We start from the raw sequence: 2,262 nt of genomic DNA, 5'->3' as shown, positions 1-2,262 counted from the left end.
GACGGTGATGGTGAAGTCCGTCGTCTCGGTCGAACCCACAGCCGCCGTCGGCCGGTCGGTCGGGTTGAAGACCAGGCCCTTGAGGGCCGCCGTCACTTCCGTCTCAGAGCCGACGATCGTGTAGGTGCCGCTGGTGAAGACGTTGCCGTCCTTGTCGGTCAGCGTTCCCTTCGCCTTGTCGAAGGTGACCGTCACGGTCAGCTCGTCCTTCTCCGTGTCCGTGATCGTCACATCCGCGAACGGGTTCACCGTCGCGGTGTCCGCGATGGTCTTGGTCACCGGCGTAGCTGCCCCGGCGATCACCGGCACGCTGTTGGGAACGGTCTTGTCCTTGATCGTGGTCACCACGTTCACGGCGTTGTTGTGCGTCGTCGCCGTATGCGTATCGTCCTTCACCGTGAAGCTGAACTGCGTCGTGAACGTGCCCGAGTTCGCCGTCGAATCCGTCGGGTCGAACGTCACGTTGTCGAAGAGGTTCTGCAGATCGACCGCCTTGCCCCTCACCGTGACCGTGCGGATGCCAGACGAGACGCTGTTGCTGACGAGCGTCACGCCCGTGCCGGACAGGCCGCCCAGGGTACCGTCGGTGTCGACAAACGAGAGCGTGACCGTGAGCTCGTCGTTATCGACATCGCCAAGCGTCACGCCACCGAACGGGTTGACCGGATCCCCGTTGTCGTCCGCCGCAAAGCTCGTCGCGCCCGCGATCGAGAACGTCGGCGCCTGGTTCACCGCGGTTTCGTCGACGTCCTTGAGGTAAACGTTCACAAACAGCTGCTGGAATACGGTGCCTGTATTGTTCGTATCATTGGAATCACGGAACCAGAAGGTGATGCCATCGAAAACGCCACCCGTATTCGGATCTTCGAAGTCGAAGTTATTCGGTCCCCCTAAGGCGACGAGATACCACTTGCCGCCTTCCTTGACGACGGAAAAACGGCCACCCCAATCTTCGACGATCTCGATCTTGTAGCTTCCGGAGGGGGGAAGTCTTGTCGCATCAAAGCCCGTAATCTCAGCGATCTTCAATCCGTTGGTGAGGTTTTCGTCGATATTAAGCGTTCTGCCCGCGTCGACGATTTCCGGGTTGAAGGGATCGTTTTCCGCGTTGTCGATGAGTATCAGATTAACAGCCATAGTTTGCCCTTTTACTTCATTTAATTGTGCAACTGCATGCACTGGAGTTGAGCCAGATCCGTTACGAAACGAACAGCGGATATAAATTCCGCTGTTCGTGTTCCCCGGATTTTAGACGATGTGGAAATACTCGTGCGTCAGTGCAGGTTTTACTGCGCTGGTAATTGTCGCGATCAGGAAGGCGGCAGCACCAACCCCGGCGCCGTCTCGATCGTACCAGACCTCGCCCGTCGCCTGATTGTAGATGATCCGATGTCCGGCTCCCGCAGTCGCCAGAGTGCCCGCATGGAACGCGCTGCCCTTCAGGATTCCGCTATCAACGAGATCCGACGTGATGCCGTTGAACCGGCTCTGAAGCAAATCGAACCGGTCACCCAGAACGGCCGGATCGGTCGCGCTCTTCAGATCGAACTGGACGATGGTGTCCTTGTTCAGAGCCGTCACTGGACCGTCGAACCGGAACACGTCATCGCCGGTACCACCATTCAGCTGGTCAGCACCATTACCTCCGCTCAGGGTGTCGTTACCGATGCCTCCAACCAGCGTATCATTGCCTGCACCGCCTCTGAGATAGTCGTCGATGCCGATCCCAGGAATGTTGGTCGTCAACCCGCGTACAGTTTCTCTCTGAAGGTTCAGAATCGTCAGTGTGTGGGTGAACTGAACTGTCGACGTTCCATCGGAAACTGAGACGGTGACGTCGAAGGTCGGACTAAGCTCACTGTCGATCTTCGTCTGATTTTTCACCACCAATGTACCGTCACTGAGCAGGCTCACCCGTCCGTCAGCGTCGTCAACCAATGTCCAGGTCAACGGGTCCGTGTCGGTAGCCGAGAACTGACCGATGATACCGCCGCGCGCCATGTTCTCGAGGATCGTCGCATCCGAGAATGCGATATTCGTCGGCCCCTCCGGATCACCGGGTCCGGACCCATTCCATTTTTCGATCTTTTCGATACCGAAGCTCTGGAAGTATGTCTCGATGCGGGTCCAGTCGTTCCCCCAATCCGAGTGAAGCGCGAAGAGAGCGGCGGCCACATCGTCATGGATGTAAGCCGTGTCGTTGGTGCTGATGTTGACACCGTCCGCATTAATTTCGCCGGAGATCAGGTCATTGACGTTCCG

The 2,262-nt window shown here is 57.9% G+C and carries 2 protein-coding genes; both read right to left on the bottom strand.

Features of this window, described 5'->3' with window-relative positions:
- A partial coding sequence (locus DQW91_RS16410) for a hypothetical protein (protein WP_157961495.1) occupies positions 1 to 1,137 on the bottom strand: 1,137 nt, incomplete at its 3' end.
- Between the two features lie 111 nt (positions 1,138 to 1,248).
- The coding region (locus DQW91_RS17295) for a cadherin repeat domain-containing protein (protein WP_483466626.1) at positions 1,249 to 2,262 on the bottom strand (1,014 nt) is incomplete at its 5' end.

The organism is Microvirga flavescens (assembly GCF_003290125.1).
Classification (GTDB): Bacteria; Pseudomonadota; Alphaproteobacteria; order Rhizobiales; family Beijerinckiaceae; genus Microvirga; species Microvirga flavescens.
This window is presented reverse-complemented; position numbering and strand designations above follow the sequence as displayed.